At 57.0% G+C, this 15,084-nt stretch carries 16 protein-coding genes and 1 riboswitch; of the genes, 5 read left to right on the plus strand and 11 right to left on the minus strand.

All coding sequences use genetic code 11. The annotated features are described in order from the left end of the window. Positions 1-20: 20 nt before the first annotated feature. Both dtpB and uspA read right to left on the minus strand, forming a co-directional pair. Positions 21-1,493 carry a dipeptide/tripeptide permease DtpB gene (gene dtpB, locus EDF82_RS19905; protein WP_123757228.1) on the minus strand — a complete coding sequence of 491 codons (1,473 nt, stop codon included), beginning with the start codon at positions 1,491-1,493 and terminating at the stop codon, positions 21-23. Positions 1,494-1,805: 312 nt separating this feature from the next. Continuing rightward, positions 1,806-2,243, minus strand: coding sequence for a universal stress protein UspA (uspA, locus tag EDF82_RS19910; protein ID WP_004126268.1), 438 nt, complete (start codon positions 2,241-2,243; stop codon positions 1,806-1,808). Positions 2,244-2,622: 379 nt separating this feature from the next. Between uspA and uspB the strand changes: the two genes are divergently transcribed. Continuing rightward, entirely contained in the window at positions 2,623-2,958 is a 336-nt protein-coding gene (gene uspB, locus EDF82_RS19915; RefSeq protein ID WP_123757229.1) for a universal stress protein UspB, read from the plus strand. Between the two features lie 66 nt (positions 2,959-3,024). Here the strand turns inward: uspB and pitA are convergent, their stop codons facing one another. Then, positions 3,025-4,521 (minus strand): inorganic phosphate transporter PitA, encoded by a 1,497-nt coding sequence (pitA, locus tag EDF82_RS19920; RefSeq protein WP_123757230.1) that lies wholly within the window; start codon positions 4,519-4,521, stop codon positions 3,025-3,027. 230 nt (positions 4,522-4,751) lie between these two features. Here pitA and EDF82_RS19925 point away from each other — a divergent pair, with 230 nt between their 5' ends. Further along, on the plus strand, positions 4,752-5,942 hold the full coding sequence (locus tag EDF82_RS19925; RefSeq protein WP_123757231.1) for an NAD(P)/FAD-dependent oxidoreductase: 1,191 nt from the start codon (positions 4,752-4,754) through the stop codon (positions 5,940-5,942). Here EDF82_RS19925 and EDF82_RS19930 read toward each other — a convergent pair. Then, positions 5,939-6,832 (minus strand): LysR substrate-binding domain-containing protein, encoded by an 894-nt coding sequence (locus EDF82_RS19930; RefSeq protein WP_123757232.1) that lies wholly within the window; start codon positions 6,830-6,832, stop codon positions 5,939-5,941. The two genes, EDF82_RS19925 and EDF82_RS19930, sit on opposite strands and share 4 nt — an antisense overlap. A 107-nt stretch (positions 6,833-6,939) precedes the next feature. Between EDF82_RS19930 and EDF82_RS19935 the strand changes: the two genes are divergently transcribed. Next, positions 6,940-7,521 (plus strand): nuclear transport factor 2 family protein, encoded by a 582-nt coding sequence (locus tag EDF82_RS19935; protein ID WP_123757233.1) that lies wholly within the window; start codon positions 6,940-6,942, stop codon positions 7,519-7,521. A gap of 33 nt (positions 7,522-7,554) precedes the next feature. Here the strand turns inward: EDF82_RS19935 and EDF82_RS19940 are convergent, their stop codons facing one another. Further along, on the minus strand, positions 7,555-8,568 hold the full coding sequence (locus tag EDF82_RS19940) for a magnesium transporter (RefSeq protein WP_123757234.1): 1,014 nt from the start codon (positions 8,566-8,568) through the stop codon (positions 7,555-7,557). 54 nt (positions 8,569-8,622) lie between these two features. Further along, a riboswitch (M-box (ykoK) riboswitch) is annotated at positions 8,623-8,804 on the minus strand. Between the two features lie 155 nt (positions 8,805-8,959). On the opposite strand from EDF82_RS19940, the gene EDF82_RS19945 reads away from it, so the two are divergent. Both EDF82_RS19945 and EDF82_RS19950 read left to right on the plus strand, forming a co-directional pair. Further along, positions 8,960-9,235 (plus strand): type II toxin-antitoxin system HicA family toxin, encoded by a 276-nt coding sequence (locus EDF82_RS19945; protein ID WP_123757235.1) that lies wholly within the window; start codon positions 8,960-8,962, stop codon positions 9,233-9,235. Then, the gene (locus EDF82_RS19950) at positions 9,232-9,591 is read left to right on the plus strand and encodes a type II toxin-antitoxin system HicB family antitoxin (RefSeq protein ID WP_123757236.1); all 360 of its coding nucleotides are present in this window, start codon (positions 9,232-9,234) and stop codon (positions 9,589-9,591) included. Before EDF82_RS19945 ends, EDF82_RS19950 begins: the two co-directional genes overlap by 4 nt. Before the next feature lie 50 nt (positions 9,592-9,641). On the opposite strand, the gene nikR is transcribed toward EDF82_RS19950, so the two are convergent. Genes nikR through nikA form a run of 6 tightly spaced genes read right to left on the minus strand, consistent with a single transcriptional unit; the run spans position 9,642 to position 14,931 of the window. Next, a complete protein-coding gene (gene nikR, locus EDF82_RS19955; RefSeq protein ID WP_123757237.1) occupies positions 9,642-10,043 on the minus strand; it encodes a nickel-responsive transcriptional regulator NikR in 402 nt (133 codons plus the stop codon). Next, positions 10,031-10,822, minus strand: a complete 792-nt coding sequence (gene nikE, locus EDF82_RS19960; protein ID WP_123757238.1) for a nickel import ATP-binding protein NikE — start codon at positions 10,820-10,822, stop codon at positions 10,031-10,033. The genes nikR and nikE overlap by 13 nt, the downstream gene beginning before the upstream one ends. Beyond that, entirely contained in the window at positions 10,819-11,583 is a 765-nt protein-coding gene (nikD, locus tag EDF82_RS19965; protein WP_123757239.1) for a nickel import ATP-binding protein NikD, read from the minus strand. The genes nikE and nikD overlap by 4 nt, the downstream gene beginning before the upstream one ends. Further along, the gene (nikC, locus tag EDF82_RS19970) at positions 11,583-12,416 is read right to left on the minus strand and encodes a nickel ABC transporter permease subunit NikC (protein ID WP_123757240.1); all 834 of its coding nucleotides are present in this window, start codon (positions 12,414-12,416) and stop codon (positions 11,583-11,585) included. The genes nikD and nikC overlap by 1 nt, the downstream gene beginning before the upstream one ends. Continuing rightward, entirely contained in the window at positions 12,413-13,357 is a 945-nt protein-coding gene (gene nikB / locus EDF82_RS19975; RefSeq protein ID WP_123757241.1) for a nickel ABC transporter permease subunit NikB, read from the minus strand. The genes nikC and nikB overlap by 4 nt, the downstream gene beginning before the upstream one ends. Further along, entirely contained in the window at positions 13,357-14,931 is a 1,575-nt protein-coding gene (nikA, locus tag EDF82_RS19980) for a nickel ABC transporter substrate-binding protein (RefSeq protein ID WP_123757242.1), read from the minus strand. The genes nikB and nikA overlap by 1 nt, the downstream gene beginning before the upstream one ends. Positions 14,932-15,084: the final 153 nt, after the last annotated feature.

Genomic DNA, 15,084 nt, shown 5'->3' on the forward strand with positions numbered 1-15,084 from the left:
CGCTGAGGTTAACCACCGAGTTACTGGTCGCTGGTCGGCGTATTGATCATCCGGTTGAGCCACGGCACCAGAACCGCCATCACTATCGTTACTCCCAAGGTCACCAGGCCAATCTTGCCGAAGACGTTGGTGTAGATCGGTAGGGTTTGCAGCGGGTCGGTGATATTTTCCGGCACGGCGGTGAAGGTCGCAACATAGCCGCCCATCAGGAAAGCTGCCGCCTGGGTCAGGAACCACATCCCGAGAATAAAGCCCATCAAATGCTGCGGCACCAGCGCGGCGACCATCGCCAGGCCGAGGGCGCTAATCAGCAATTCCCCGAGGCTCTGGAACAGATACACCAGCACGATAAACCACGGCGACGTCAGCCCCTGGGCATCGGCAAACCAGATCCCCGCGGCCGCGGCGGTCAGGAATCCCAGCGAACATAAAAACATCCCGAGGGTAAACTTCATCGGCATGGTCAGGTCTTTGCCTTTATTGCCCAGCCGCGTGTAGATCGCCGCCAGTACCGGGCTGGCTACCACTACCCAGAACGGGTTCAGCGCCTGGAAGCTCACCGGGTTAATGGTGATGCCGAGGATCTCGTGATGGACGTTATTGATGGCGAAGAAGTTGAGCGAGGTCGGCATCTGCGCGTACAGAATGTAAAACAGCACCGCCTCCAGCATCAGGATAAAGGCGACAAACATTTTATTGCGCCCGGTCTTATCGAGTTTGAAGGCCTCACGGAAGAAGAAAATGATCACCACGATGGAGAGCACAATCAGCACCAGGTTGGCGATTTTAACGTTATGCAGCAGCCAGGCGCAGAGGAACACCATCGCCACCGTACCCACCAGAACATACAGCAGGTTACGCAGCACTAAGGGACGATGGTCCGGTTCAGAACCGATATCTTTGACCATTCCCCGGCAGGCGAAATAGACCAGCAGCGCGATAATCAGCCCCGCGCCGCACAGGTTATAGGTGACGGCATAGCCAAACTTCTCGGCGATCACCGGCGCCAGCGACAGCGACAGCAGCGAGCCGATATTAATCGACATATAAAACAGGGTGAAGGCCCCATCAAGACGCGCGTCTTTGGGCGGATAGCATTTTGACAGCAGGCTGGCGGGATTGGCTTTAAACAGGCCGTTACCGACGGCGATAGTCCCCAGAGCGATAAAAATCAGGTCAGGCTTGAGCAGCGACATCCCGGTCATAAAGTAGCCCAGCGCCAGCACCACCGCGCCGAGCACCAGCGTGCGTTTGGTGCCGAGCAAATGGTCGCCGACATAGCCACCGATCGAGATCAGGCCATACACCAGCGCCGCGAAGGCACCAAAGGTAATAAACGCCTGTTCCTGAGAAAATCCGAGCTGTTTAACAAAGAAGACGGCCAGAATCCCCTGGACGCCGTAATAGCCAAATCGCTCCCATAATTCCACAAAAAAAATCATGAAGAACGGCCGTGGTTGCTGCAACAACCCAGTAGGTGCAGTAGTTTTCATATTCCTTCGCCTTAAAGTTCTATCCCAAAAAAGTATGAACGCGTATGCCAGAACGCGCTGAAAAAGTATTCTTAAGCGCAATGATTCGGTCATTTGCTATGTTTGTAGATTATTATACGAATTATATTTCTTATAATTGGTTGATCACACTAATCATTAATAATTTTGTGGATTGTTATTCTGTCTCTCTTGCGAGGGGGAGGCGAGGGTGAAATACCAGGGATAATGTGGCTCAGGCCGGTTCACGACCGCTAAAAACAACAACGCCCGCGATGGCGGGCGTTGGCATTCTGAAGGTCTACAGTGCGACGGTTATTCGTCTTCTTCGTCGCGCAGCGGAACAATCAGCATATCGACATGAACGGTGTTGATCAGCTGGCGCGCGGAGGACATCAGCTTGCTCCAGAAATCCTGATGGTGACCGCAGACCACCAGGTCCATATCGTATTTTTTAATCGCATCAACCAGCACCTGGCCGAGATCGCCGCTGCCGCTCAGGGTTTCGGTAATCGGATAGCCCGCATTGGTGGACAGCTCGCTCAGCGCGTGGTGGGTCTCTTCAGAAATGCGTTTCTGCATGTCGCCCAGATTGACATCGATAAGGCCGGTGTAGAGGTCGGAGTAATTCACATCCACGTGAATCAGAGAAACCTTGGCATTGTAAGGTCGGGCCATTGAAACGGCTTTTTCTACCAGCACTTTGCTTTCCGGGGAGAGGTCTACTGCAATAAGAATATGTTTGTAAGCCATAGTGTTACTCCTTCCATAAGTTGTCGATGACCATTGGACCAGACAGCTGGTGCTGTCGCTTCGCCCGCGTCCTGCGCGCTAATCCGCGGGGGTTCATCCTGTTAAGGACTTAATTGTAGAAGATATTTCTACCTTATAGCGCCCCTCGCGCTCCGTCAATGCACCTGGTCCATCAAAAGTTAAACAAATATATCCGTCTTACGTATTGATAACGATTAACCTTGTGGTAAAAAAATTGACTGATCTCCTACACTATTTAATGAGCCGATCGGATAAATAAACGTGATCGGTATCTCACTCTCGTATTGTATGTTGGGTTGGGTATTGGGGAGCGCTAGCCCCGGAGACGTCTCCGAGGGTGGGTCGCCGGGGAGGAAGTATGATCAGCACTATTGCGCTGTTTTGGGCCCTGTGTATCGTTTGTGTGGTGAATATGGCACGCTACTTCTCTTCGCTGCGTGCGTTATTGGTTGTGCTACGTGGTTGCGATCCCTTGCTTTATCAATATGTCGATGGTGGCGGCTTTTTCACCTCGCATGGGCAGCCGGGTAAACAGATGCGTCTGGTTTGGTATATCTACGGCCAGCGTTATCGCGATCATCATGATGATGAGTTTATTCGTCGCTGCGAGCGGGTACGGCGGCAATTTATCCTGACCAGCGCGCTGTGTGGCCTGGTGGTGGTGAGTCTGATTGCGCTGCTGATCTGGCACTGACCGGTGGTCAGATAAAAAAAACGGGCCAGTTTCCTGACCCGTTTTTATCATGTGCTGATACCCGCGTTAGATAAGCTTCAGCGAGAGCCAGTACAATCCGCCGGAGAGCAGAATCGCGGCCGGTAAGGTGAGAACCCACGCCATCAGAATGCTGGTGACGGTTTTTCTCTGCAGGCCACCGCCATCGACGAGCATCGTCCCCGCAACAGAGGAGGAGAGCACGTGGGTGGTCGAAACCGGCATACCGGTATAGCTCGCCAGACCAATCGAAACGGCGGCGGTCATCTGGGCTGACATACCTTGTGCGTAGGTCATGCCTTTCTTACCAATTTTCTCACCGATAGTGGTCGCCACGCGGCGCCAGCCGATCATGGTGCCGATACCCAGCGCCAGAGCAACCGCCATAATGATCCAGATTGGCGCGTACTCGATGGTGCTCAGCATATCGGTTTTCAGTTTCTTCAGCAGGCGCTGATCGTCTGCATTCACTTCCGGAAGCTTCGCGACTTTGTCGGTGGTATCGGAGATGCACAGCATAATGCGGCGCAGCTGAGCACGCTGATCGACCGAGAGGGCGTCATAGCTTTCGATACCGGTCAACGCGGTCTTCACACGATCCAGCGCGTTAATAGTGTTCGCCGGGTGGCAATGGAATTCACCGTTTGGCGTCGCGCCGGTGTCCGGAGACGGCACCAGTTGATCAACGCCGGTGACTTTCTTCAACAGCTCAGGACGCTGCTGGAAGAAGGTTTCCACGTTGTTGACCGCATCACGAGTCCGGGTGATTTCGTAGCCGGAGGCGTTCATGTTGACCACGAAGCCCGCCGGGGCGACACCGATAAGCACCAGCATGACCAGACCAATGCCTTTCTGGCCATCGTTGGCACCGTGCGAAAACGATACGCCAATGGCTGACAGAATCAGCGCGATACGGGTCCAGAACGGCGGCTTTTTCTTACCGTCTTTCTTTTCACGTTCCGCCGGGGTCAGGTGGATACGGGCGCGTTTTTTGGTACCGCTCCAGTAGCGACGCAGAATGAAAATCAGCCCGCCAGCGACCACCAGGCCGACGATCGGCGAGATGATAAGCGAACCGAAAATTCCGATCACTTTCGGGATATTCAGCGCGTCAACCACTGAGGTGCCGGTCATCAGCGCATTGGTTAAACCAATACCGATGATAGCGCCGATCAGCGTATGTGAACTGGAGGCCGGCAGACCAAAATACCAGGTGCCGAGGTTCCAGATAATCGCGGCCAGTAACATAGAGAACACCATGGCGAGGCCATGTGCGGAACCCATATTAAGCAGCAGGTCGGTCGGCAGCATATGCACGATGGCATAAGCGACGCTAAGGCCACCTAACAGCACGCCGAAGAAGTTGAAGAGGGCCGCCATCGCAACAGCAAGTTGCGACCGCATTGCGCGTGTGTAAATCACAGTTGCAACCGCGTTTGCGGTATCATGAAAACCGTTAATCGCTTCGTAAAACAGCACGAAAGCTAAAGCAAGCAATAGTAATAGTCCGGTATGTAAATCCAGACCGGCAAATAAATGTAGCATAGGACGTTACGCCATTTTGAGGACATGAACGCGGCGCATTATCAGGGACTTTAGCGGCGCGGGCAAAGTGAAATATAGACTTTTTTTGATTTTCTTCCTGTCTGTTTTTCACTCCCTTGAGATTAATCTTATATCTTTCAATGATGTATCTAAATACATGGATTTTCGTGCTGGTGCGACCAGAGTGAAAAATTTACAATTCCCGACAATCGGGATATGAGGAAAGTTGTGTGGAAAGGTTTGATGCCATTGTAATCGGCGCCGGTGCGGCGGGAATGTTTTGTGCAGCGCTGGCGGGCCAGGCAGGGCAGCGTGTGCTGCTGCTGGATAATGGCAAAAAGCCGGGTCGTAAGATCCTGATGTCCGGCGGCGGGCGCTGCAACTTTACCAATATGTATATTGAACCGGCGGCGTATCTCAGCCGAAATCCGCATTTTTGCAAATCTGCGCTGGCGCGCTACACCCAGTGGGATTTTATCGAACTGGTCGGCAAGTACGGCATCGCCTGGCATGAGAAGACCCTCGGCCAGCTGTTTTGCGATGATTCCGCCGGGCAAATTGTCGACCTGCTGCTGGCCGAATGCGAAAAAGGGGCGGTGCAGATCCGCCTGCGCAGCGAGATTATCAGCGTCGAACGCGACGATGAGGGCTACACCCTGCAGCTGAACGGCGACGCGGTGGCGGCGAAAAAACTGGTGGTAGCCTCAGGTGGCCTGTCGATGCCGGGGCTGGGCGCCTCGCCGTTCGGCTATAAGCTTGCCGAGCAGTTTGGCCTCAAGGTGCTGCCTACTCGCGCCGGCCTGGTGCCCTTCACCCTGCACAAACCGCTGCTGGAACAGCTGCAGGTGCTCTCCGGCGTCTCGGTACCATCAACCATTACGGCGCAGGACGGCACGCTGTTCCGTGAAAACCTGCTGTTTACCCACCGTGGGCTTTCCGGGCCGGCGGTGCTGCAAATTTCCAGCTACTGGCAGCCGGGTGAGTTTGTCAGTATCAATCTGCTGCCGGACTGCCATCTCGATGATTTTCTCAACGAGCAGCGCCGCGAGCACCCCAACCAGAGCCTGAAAAATACCCTTGCCATGCAGCTGCCGAAGCGGCTGGTGGAGTGTCTGCAGCTGCTGGGACAGATACCGGATGTCACGTTGAAACAGCTGAACCTGCGCGATCAGGAGCTGCTGGTGGAGACGCTGACCGCCTGGCGCGTCCAGCCGAACGGCACCGAAGGCTACCGCACCGCGGAAGTGACTCTCGGCGGCGTAGATACCAACGAACTGTCGTCACGTACCATGGAAGCCCGCAAGGCGCCGGGACTCTACTTTATCGGTGAAGTGATGGATGTGACCGGCTGGCTGGGCGGCTATAACTTCCAGTGGGCGTGGTCTTCCGCCTGGGCCTGCGCGCAGGCGCTGGCGGATTAGTCTTCTGCAACTGAAGCGTGACGGAATAGCGCCTGCCAGGCGCGGGCAGCTCCGTTAATCTCCTCTTTGCGGCTCACCCGAAGCAGACTGGCGCAAAGCGCCGGGTCATTCAGGGGACGGTAGACAATATCCGGAATGCCAACCTGCACCACCGGTTCGGGGACCAGGGCCACCCCCAGTCCGGCACCGGCCATTGCCAGCACGCTCAGCGTCCCCGAGGCGCGGGATATGCGCTGGGGGTGACCTGGGTTGAGCGCCTGCAAAGCAGACGCCAGCTGCGCATCTGCATCGTGGCTGGCGTAGAGGATTAGCGGCTCCTCCGCCAGCATTGCTACGGTCAGCTGCGGGTGAGCGGCCAGCGGGTTATCCTGTCTCATCGCCACAAACCGTTGCCAGCTGCCGACGGCTTCGCAGCGCAGCGCCGGGTGGCTTGCTCCCTGAAAGTCCGGCAGATAGCCAATATCCAGCTGGTCATTAAGAATCGCATCAATTTGCTGATGCGGTTCCAGCTCCTGCACCGTCAGTTCGGCCTGCGGATAGCGCTGGTGAAAAAGCCGCATATCGGCAACCAGCAGGCCGCTGAGCACCGCATTACCGGCAAAACCGACGCGTACCTGGCCCATTTCTCCTTTGAGTGAACGCTCGACCATTAAGCGACTATGCTCAGTCTGGGCGAGGATATTTTGTGCCTGAACCTGCAGCAGCTTCCCGGCTTCAGTAAGCATCACCCGGCGGCTTGAGCGGATAAACAATGCGCCACCCAGCTCATTTTCCAGATCTTTAATCTGCTTACTCAGCGCAGGCTGCACGATATGCAGACGTTCCGCGGCGCGACCGAAATGGCTCTCCTCGGCGACGGCCAAAAAGTAGCGTAGATGACGAAGTTCCATAGAGCCTCATTAATCACTAAAAGTGATTGATTGATGAAATCTGTATATTTGAGTTTATTGTATCGCGGGCACAAACTACACCCGGTTCACTAATCGGAGAGACCAACATGCATAGCCAATTACAAGACCGTCAGCAGCTTAATGACTTGATGACCGGCTGGATCCATCGTGACCTGAGCGAATGGGATAAATTACGTGGCCTGTTTCACCCGGACGGGACGATAGAAATCACCTGGTTTGAAGGGCTGGCCAGCGATTTTATCGATGGTTCGATCCGCATGGGCGCCTCTGAGCTGCGCACCCGTCACCTTATCGCGTCACCCGTCGTGCAGTTCAGCGATGACGGCAGCCGGGCTATTCTCGAAACCTGCGCGGTGATTATTGCTGAAAACACCCGGCTGAATATCGGCTGTGAGTGCCATAACCGTTTTTATGATATGGCTGAAAAGCGCGACGGCGTGTGGAGACTGTTCCATCGCCAGAGTATCTACGATATGGGAACCTTCACTTTCCCGCAGGGACCCACGGAGATTGACTCCTCGTTGGTCGCAAAATACCCGCGTGAATACGCCGCGCTTGGTTATCTGCTAGAGCAGAGTGGTTTTCCGGTACAGCGCGTGTTTGCTACCCGGGGCAGCGACCAGGAGCGAGACATGAAAGCCGCAGGAATGCGCTGGCTCTCGGCATAGTTCTCGGCATCATTCTGGCGCGCCCCGACATCTTTAATTCAGGCCAAGAAAGTGCTGGGCGATTTTGAAGTAAATAATCAGCCCGGTACCGTCGATCAGCGTGGCGATAAACGGTGCGGAGACCACCGCCGGGTCAATCCCGACGCGCTTGAGCACCATCGGGATCACCGACGACACCACCGCGCTCCACAGGGTAATGCACACCAGCGTCAGGCTGACGATCATCGTGATTTCCATGCCGATGCCCATCATCCAGGCGCGGATGCATCCCGCCAGCCCAAGGGTAATGGCAATCAGCAGCGATGTGGTCACCTCTTTGCGGATCACCCGTCCCATATCCCGTAACCGGACTTCCCCCAGCGCCATGGCGCGCACCAGCGTGGAGGTGATCTGCGTACCGCTGTTGCCGCCGGTGCCAATCAGCAGCGGGATGAAAAAGGCCAGCGCAATGGCGGATTCCAGCGCCTCGCCAAAGTGTTGAAGCACGCTGCTGGTGTAGGCTTCCGCCACGAACAGCAGCAGCAGCCATACCGCTCGCTTCTTCCACAGCGCCCACGGGCTGATCTCCAGATAAGGCTGATCCAACGGCAGCATTGCCCCCTGGCGGTGAACATCTTCGGTGACGTCATCCTCCAGCAGATGGGCAATCTCTTTTTCCATCAGACAGCCCACCAGTTCGCCTTTGTCGACCACCGGCACCAGATCGAGCCCGCGTTCGGTCAGTTCCGCCACCACCTGCTGGCGCTCGTCATCGGGCCTGACGCGAAACAGGCAGCTGTCCATCAGGTAGCGAATGGGCTGCGCCGTCTCGTTCTCCTGAAGCAGTTTTTTAATTGATAAGCTTCCGCGTAGCTTCTTACCGGCCACCACAAAAACCTGGCCGGGGATCTCATCGCTGGCGAGCCGGGAGATAAACAGTTCCCGCGCTTCAGAGACGCTGAGGTGCTCAGGCAGGGTGATAAAATCGGTACGCATGTATTGCGCGATAGCATCGCCGTCAAAGTTGGCAGCGGGCAGATGCGCGGTGCAGTGCTGAATAGATGACATGAGATATACCCTAAGAAAATCACTCATAGGGGCGAACAAGACAGGGTGCGCACAGGCAGATCCCTACGTCCTGGGTTTAGCACTGCACAACGTATCTGAACGGAAAATACCGCCAGAAGTTACCTTGGCAACACCTTGATTCGATGGATGCCTGTATTTCCCTGAGTGGTCTCTCTCGATACCAGCAGGGCGGTAACTTATGTTTATGCAGGAGCCTCGCCATAACGAGATCGTTAAATGAGACGTGATTATTAGCGAAGGGAAATAATTAACCAAGCGTATAATTCAGATGGTTTATTAATGGTTGAGAAATACCGGAAGAGGTAGGGATTGACTTCATTCTACGCTATCATAGTATGTGACTTCAAAGGATGAAGTCGTAGGAGGTGCGATGGAGCAGCAGGTATTATCCTTACGCAAAAAGCAGCGCAACACGCTGGAGCAACTCTTCAAAACTCCCGTGCCGCAAGGTATTAAATGGACGGATATTGAGTCGCTGATAAAAGCGTTAGGTGGGCAGATCAAAGAAGGGCGCGGGTCGCGATGCAAATTTTTACTAAACCAGAGCATTGCCAATTTTCATCGGCCTCATCCTTCACCGAATACCGATAAAGGCGCAGTGGAGAGTGTGCGCGACTGGTTAACAAGCATAGGAGTAAAACCATGATCAAACCTAAAACGCCTAACTCAATGGAGATCGCCGGGCAGCCCGCGGTCATCAACTATGTGCCTGAACTTAATGCCTTTCGCGGCAAGTTCCTTGGGTTGTCTGGCTACTGCGATTTTGTTTCTGACAGTATTCAGGGGCTACAAGAAGAGGGCGAAATTTCCCTGCGAGAATATCTCGAGGATTGCCGGGAGGCGGGAATTGATCCCTACGTTCATCCAGAGAAACTGAAAACATTTACCCTGCGCTACCCGGAGTCTTTCGGCGAACGTCTCAGCTCGGCGGCTGCGGAAGAACAGGTATCAGTCAATACCTGGATTATTGAGACGCTTAGCGAACGTCTGAAGCAAGCATAATAACCGTCTGGTACCGGATAAGGGCCTGGCCTTATCCGGTATGTGTGGTTTTATCCTTCCTTAGACAGGCACTGCAAATGGCCGTGGCGGACTCCGCGCTGGGCAATCACCTCATCGGCGAAATGCTGCACTTCGCCCATTTCACCTTTCAGCACTGCGATCTCCAGACAGTCGTCATGGCTGATATGCACATGCAGCGTGGCAACGGACAGGTCGTGATGGTGATGCTGAGTGGCGATCAGCCGGCTCGCCAGCTCGCGTTTTTCATGCTCGTACACGTAGGAGAGCACCGCATAGCCGTGCTGCCCGCCCTGCTGGGAATGTTCATGCATCAAGGTGTTACGCAGGATATCGCGCACCGCCTCCGAGCGGTTGTGATAGCCACGCTGGGCGCTTAACGCGTCGAGGGTCGCCAGAAGATCGTCATCAAGAGTCAGGGTTACGCGCTGCATGGTCGTTTCTCTTTAGCAAGGGAGGCCGGAAAAGCGGGAAGCACCGCGCGCTGTAGCGCCCGGCCCGCCGTTGACTGAAGACGAAGCGGTGCGTGGACCGGTGTCGTCTCGATAAGCTGCCCGTTCTCCATCACCATCACCTGCTGGCAAAAACGCTCAACCAGCCGCAGGTCATGGGTGATAAACAGGCAGGCGGTAGAAAACTGTACCTGCAGACGCTTGAGTAACGCAACGATCTCCGCCTGCAGCACGAGGTCAAGGTTCGACACCGCCTCATCAAGAATCAACAGCTGCGGCTGCACCACCAGCGCCCGCGCCAGGCACACGCGCTGAAGCTGCCCGCCGCTGAGCTGCACCGGGCGCTTATCGCGCAGCGCCGGGGACAGGTCCACCGCCTGCATCATCGCCTCTACCTGGGCCTGGCGTTCATCGCGCGAGTAGCGAAACAGATGGCGTAGCGGCTCGCTGATAATCTCGTTCACCGTTTTACGTGGGTTCACGGCGCTGTGCGCATCCTGAAACACCAGTTGAATATCGCGGCGAAACGCCCGCAGTGCCTCGCCTTTTAAGGCGTTCAGCGGGGTCTGCTGCCAGCGGATGTCGCCATGAGCAGGGGTTTCCAGACCGACCAGCATGCGCGCCAGGGTGCTTTTGCCGCAGCCGCTGCGGCCAAGCAGCGCCATGGTCTCACCGGCCTGGATGTTGAAGCTGACTTCGCGCAGCACGCCTGGGTGATGTGGATAATCGTGGCTGACGTTGGTGACGTTCAGGAGATTCATACCGGGGACTCCATTCCATACAGCGCCAGATGCGCTGCCAGTAAGCGCTGGCTGACGGGATGCAGCGGCGCGCTGAACAGGGTATCGACGTCACAACGCTCGACAATGCGCCCGCTGTCCATCACCGCCACTTCATGTGCCAGCCGCGCAACCACCCCCATATCGTGCGTCACCAGCAGCAAACCCTGGCCGCGGGTGGCGACAATCTCTTCCAGCAGGTCAAGGATACGGCCCTGAGCGACGGCATCGAGGTCGGTGGTGGGTTCATCGGCAAAAATAAACGGCGCTTTGCTCAGCAGGGCGAGGGCGATCATCATGCGCTGCAGCATGCCGCCGCTCATCTCGAAGGGGTAGCGCTTGAGCAGCTGTGAGGGGTTGTCCAGCCCCACGGCTTTCATGGCGTTGATGAGCGTCGCCTCATCCGTGGGCTGGCCGCTGGCACGGCAGGTTTCCCGCGCGTGGGTGGCCATGGTGTACAGCGGGTTAAAAGCGCTGCGTGGGTTCTGCATGATGGTGGCGACGGTGCCACCGCGCAGCTGCTCGCCGTGCACCGGAATGCCGTCCAGCAGCAGACGGCCGGCGGTTTGCCGGACGCCAGGCGGCAGCACGCCGAGGGCCGCCGCGCAGGTCAGCGATTTGCCGCAGCCGCTGCTGCCCAGCAGCGCCAGCACCTGCCCACGGCGCAAGGTCAGCGACAGGTCCGTGACCAGCGGCTGGCCGGCGCACAGGGCTAATTGTTCTAACTGGATCTTCTGAGGCATCAGTGGTTGTGCTCCGCGATCAGGTGTGGATCGAGACGATCGCGTAGCGCATCGCCCACCAGATTAAAAGCCATCACGCTGATAAACAGCGCCAGGCCGGGCCAGAGCATCTGCAGAGGCTGGGTCCAGATATACTGGCGCGCGTCGTTAATCATCACGCCCCATTCTGCCGTCGGCGCGCTGACGCCAAGGCCCAGGAATGACATCCCGGCGACGTGCAGCATCATGTGGCCGATATCGAGCGTCGCGAGGACCAGCAACGATGGCATCACCGCCCCGGCCAGATGGTCGACAAACAGCCGCCAGCGGCTGGCGCCGCTGAGTCGGGCGGCGAGAATAAACTCGCGCTGGCGTAGCGACACCACCAGGCTGCGGACCATTCGGGCATACCATGCCCAGTGCGACAGGGCGATGGCGATAATGACGTTGGTCAGCCCGGTGCCCAGCACCCCGACCATAAAGAATGAGAGGATCGAGGTGGGGAAGGTCATAAACATATCGGCCACCCGCATCGTGAACTGATCGACCCGCCCACCAAGCAATCCGGCGCAGCCGCCGACGATAATCCCCATCGCCAACACCAGCAGTAAACAGGCCATCACCGCCCCCAGCGAGACCCGCGTCGCCGCCAGCAGGCGGGAGAAAATATCGCGGCCCAGGTGGTCGGTGCCCAGCCAGTGCTGCGCGTCCGGCGACAGCAGACGGGCGGGCAAATTAATGGCCTGCGGATCGTAGGGCAGCCACCACTGGCTGGTGAGGGCGATCAGCATCAGCAGGCCGATAATGACCATCGCCACACGCACCGATCCGCGAGCGGAGCAGAAGACGTTCATGAGTGCGCTCCTTCGTGGCGACGAATGCGGGGGTCCAGCGCGGCGTTTAGCAGGTCAACTGCCAGATTACAGAGGGCGAACACCACCACCATGATCAGCGTAAAGCACTGAATCACTGGATAATCACGGTTGAAAATGGCGGAGACGGCATAGCGTCCGATGCCCGGCCACGCGAAGATATTTTCGATAATCATCGTGCCGCCGATCAGCTCGCCAATATGCATCCCCACGGCGGTGATCATTGGCAGCGAGGCGTTGCGTAGAATGTGGCGACGCTCGGTCTGTTTGTCGTTCAGGCCGCGCAGGCGCGCCCAGGTAACATGGCGCTGCCCGGCGACGTCCAGCATGCTGGCACGCAGCAGGCGGGCGTTAATGGCCAGCGACATAAACGCAATCGAGACGGCAGGCAGAACGATATGCTGCCAGCCGCCGTAGCCCAGCGCAGGCAACCACTGTAGATAGACGGAAAAGAACAGCACCAGCAGGAAGGCGAGCCAGAAGTTCGGCATCGATACGCCAAGAAATGCAATCAAGCGCACGATGAAATCCGGTAGCTGCTCGCGGTGGCGGGCGGCCCAGATCCCCAACGGCACGGAGGTCAGCAGGATCAGCACCAGCGCCGCGCCTGCCAGCTGCAGCGTCGCCGGCAGGAAGTGCAGCACGTCATCCAGCACCGGACGCTGGGTGGCAAATGAGAGGCCAAAATCCAGATGCAGCGCCTTCCACAGCCAGCTGCCGTACTGGACCAGCAGCGGCTGATCGAGGCCGAGCATGATCCGGGTGGATGCCACCATCTCCGGCGTCGGCGGCAGGTTCGACAGCCGCAGGTAGTCGAGCGCCGGATCGCCGGTGCCGAGGCGAAGCATCAGAAAGATAATCACCGAGGCGGCAAAAATCATCGGGATCAGCAGCAGAATGCGCCGTAGCAGATAACGTCGCATCAGGGTTTCACCGGCTGGATCTGTTCGAACGGGATCTCAGCGACAATCGGAGCGTAGGGAATGGCCCCCAGCTCAGGTTTCGCCACCACCATCATCGAGATGTAGCTAATCGGCAGATAGACCGCGTCATTATGCAGACGGGTCAGAATATCGCGATACAGCGCCTGGCGCCGGGTCTCGTCGTTGGTCTCCAGCACCTGACCAATCTCTTTATCAATCAGCGGTTTGTCAGCAAGCCCTTGCTGCGCCTGGTAATCGGCGTGGGAGGGCACGCGCATCGAGCTCATAAATGCATGGGGGTCGTATGGTGCGCCCCAGGTGCGGTTGAAGATCATGCCAAAACGGCCATCGCGCTGGCGGGCATAAATGCTGCTCTCTTCTTCCCCGACCAGCGTCACCTCGACGCCGACCTGATGCATATCCGCTTGAATAATCTCCGCCATCGATTTGCTCAGTGCATCGGTACCGATAAACGACAGCTCAATGCGCAGCGGCTGGCCATTCTTCTCGCGAATCTCTTTGCCTGCCGGGCGGACCCAGCCGGCTTTTTCCAGCAGTTGGTTGGCCTGCTGCGGGTCGTACTGCCGCGGCGTCAGGCCGATGTTGGCGTAGGGAACGCTCGGGGCAAACAGCGTGTCGGCAACCTGCTGGGTGCCGTACAGCACATTGTCGATCAGAGATTTTTTGTTGACCGCGTGGTTCAGGGCCTCGCGCACCGCCAGTTCGTTGGTCGGGGCTTTGGCGGAGTTCAGCGCCAGCATCACCGTCTCAATCGGTTGCGAAAGCTGGGTGCGGTAAGCCGGGTTGTGGCTAAAACGGGCGAAGGTATCCAGCGGCAGCAGGCCCTCGTTGCCATACAGCAGATCGATATCCCCGGTCTCAAAGGCGACGGCGCGGGTCATCGGGTCCGGAATGACTTTCACCGTGACCTGGTCGATCGTCGGCTTCTCTCCCCAGTAGCGCTCGTTGCGCACCAGCACATCATATTGGTTGAGCTTCGACGTTTTTAACACCCACGGTCCGGTGCCGATCGGCGCTTTGATGCCGTGCAGCGTGCCTCCCTCGACAAACTGCGACGGGGCGATAAACCGGAACGGCCGCGGCAGGGCCAGCTCCTGCAGGAACGGGTAGTAGGCGCCTTTGAGGGTAATTTGCAGTTGGGTATCGCTCAGGGCGCGAACGTCGGTGATCTGGTTGGTCAGCTCCAGCCAGGCGTGCCGTTGGCGATTCGCCAGCACCGCCTGGAAGTTGGCAACCGCCGCCTGGGCGTTAAACGGTTCGCCGTTAGAAAACTGCACGTCGTCACGCAGGGTAAAGGTCCAGACTTTTCCGTCCGCGGAGTGGCTCCAGTGGGTCGCCAGCCACGGCTTGACCGAGCCATCGGCCTGATATTTTACCAGTGGTTCATACACCATACTTTGGGCGAACATCTGGTTGGGGGTATACAAATGGGGATTCAGAGGGCCGACATTCACCGGCCAGGCGGTTGTGATGGTGTGTGAGGCGGCGGGGGCCAGCAGAGGAACACAGGCGAGCAGCGCCAGCAGTGTGGAGCGGAAAATAGACAAGGTCATGATCTCAACGGACAGGAAAGTATGATGATTTTAATAATTCATCATACTTAAGGAGTAATCTGGATCAATGTAGGGCCGGAAAGTATAAGAAAATCCTATATAACCGTGCTGTTTCAGGCGGCACAGGCCCTGGCTACACCCGTGCTCCTCAGC

The sequence above is a fragment of the Klebsiella sp. BIGb0399 genome (assembly GCF_003752615.1).
In the GTDB taxonomy this organism is placed as follows: domain Bacteria; phylum Pseudomonadota; class Gammaproteobacteria; order Enterobacterales; family Enterobacteriaceae; genus Klebsiella; species Klebsiella lignicola.

Coding starts and splice junctions, on each gene's coding strand:
- dtpB (WP_123757228.1), bottom strand. CDS start 1,493: ATGAAAACTACTGCACCTACTGGGTTGTTGCAGCAACCACGGCCGTTC.
- uspA (WP_004126268.1), bottom strand. CDS start 2,243: ATGGCTTACAAACATATTCTTATTGCAGTAGACCTCTCCCCGGAAAGC.
- uspB (WP_123757229.1), top strand. CDS start 2,623: ATGATCAGCACTATTGCGCTGTTTTGGGCCCTGTGTATCGTTTGTGTG.
- pitA (WP_123757230.1), bottom strand. CDS start 4,521: ATGCTACATTTATTTGCCGGTCTGGATTTACATACCGGACTATTACTA.
- EDF82_RS19930 (WP_123757232.1), bottom strand. CDS start 6,832: ATGGAACTTCGTCATCTACGCTACTTTTTGGCCGTCGCCGAGGAGAGC.
- EDF82_RS19935 (WP_123757233.1), top strand. CDS start 6,940: ATGCATAGCCAATTACAAGACCGTCAGCAGCTTAATGACTTGATGACC.
- EDF82_RS19940 (WP_123757234.1), bottom strand. CDS start 8,568: ATGTCATCTATTCAGCACTGCACCGCGCATCTGCCCGCTGCCAACTTT.
- EDF82_RS19945 (WP_123757235.1), top strand. CDS start 8,960: ATGGAGCAGCAGGTATTATCCTTACGCAAAAAGCAGCGCAACACGCTG.
- EDF82_RS19950 (WP_123757236.1), top strand. CDS start 9,232: ATGATCAAACCTAAAACGCCTAACTCAATGGAGATCGCCGGGCAGCCC.
- nikR (WP_123757237.1), bottom strand. CDS start 10,043: ATGCAGCGCGTAACCCTGACTCTTGATGACGATCTTCTGGCGACCCTC.
- nikE (WP_123757238.1), bottom strand. CDS start 10,822: ATGAATCTCCTGAACGTCACCAACGTCAGCCACGATTATCCACATCAC.
- nikD (WP_123757239.1), bottom strand. CDS start 11,583: ATGCCTCAGAAGATCCAGTTAGAACAATTAGCCCTGTGCGCCGGCCAG.
- nikC (WP_123757240.1), bottom strand. CDS start 12,416: ATGAACGTCTTCTGCTCCGCTCGCGGATCGGTGCGTGTGGCGATGGTC.
- nikB (WP_123757241.1), bottom strand. CDS start 13,357: ATGCGACGTTATCTGCTACGGCGCATTCTGCTGCTGATCCCGATGATT.
- nikA (WP_123757242.1), bottom strand. CDS start 14,931: ATGACCTTGTCTATTTTCCGCTCCACACTGCTGGCGCTGCTCGCCTGT.